Origin of the sequence: Vibrio sp. L85 (assembly GCF_963871815.1) — a bacterium.
GTDB lineage: Bacteria > Pseudomonadota > Gammaproteobacteria > Enterobacterales > Vibrionaceae > Vibrio > Vibrio harveyi.
In genome coordinates, this window is record NZ_CAWMYL010000221.1 from 1 (window position 1) to 748 (window position 748).

General features: G+C 49.3%; 1 pseudogene. It reads left to right on the forward strand.

Annotation, left to right across the window (positions count from 1 at the left end):
• A pseudogene (locus AACR11_RS21190) lies at positions 1 to 748 on the forward strand (hypothetical protein); the annotation flags it as partial.

Consider the following 748-nt stretch of genomic DNA (forward strand, 5'->3'; position numbering starts at 1 on the left):
AGTAGTGGCAACACTCGTTGTTGCTGATACAGATACGCCAGCAGATGAACTTACCGTTCAGCTAGAAAACAACGCTGATGGCTATTTCGTGCTCGATGGTGACCAAGTTAAGTTGACCGACAAAGGTGTCGAAGCGGTTAATAATGACCAGCTTGACCTAGACAGCCTAACGGTAACTGCTTCGGTATCTGACGGCGTGAACCCGAAAGCAACAGACACGGATTCGTTGGACGTGGTTCGTGTAAACGACGCACCAACCATCGACGTCACAGCCATCGATAGCGTGACTGAAGATGCGGTATCTACCGACACAGTAGTGGCAACACTCGTTGTTGCTGATACAGATACGCCAGCAGATGAGCTTACCGTCCAGCTAGAAAACAACGCTGACGGTTACTTCGTGCTCGATGGTGATCAAGTTAAGTTGACCGATAAAGGTGTCGAAGCGGTTAATAACGACCAGCTTGATTTGAATAGCCTGAGTGTCACAGCGTCGGTATCTGACGGCGTGAATCCGAAAGCGACAGACACCGATTCGTTGGACGTGGTTCGCGTAAACGACGCACCAACCATTGACGTTACAGCGGTTGATAGCGTGACTGAAGATGCGGTATCTACCGACACAGTAGTGGCAACACTCGTTGTTGCTGATACAGATACGCCAGCAGATCAATTGACCGTCCAGCTAGAAAACAACGCTGATGGCTACTTCGTCCTAGACGGTGATCAAGTTAAGTTGACCGATAAA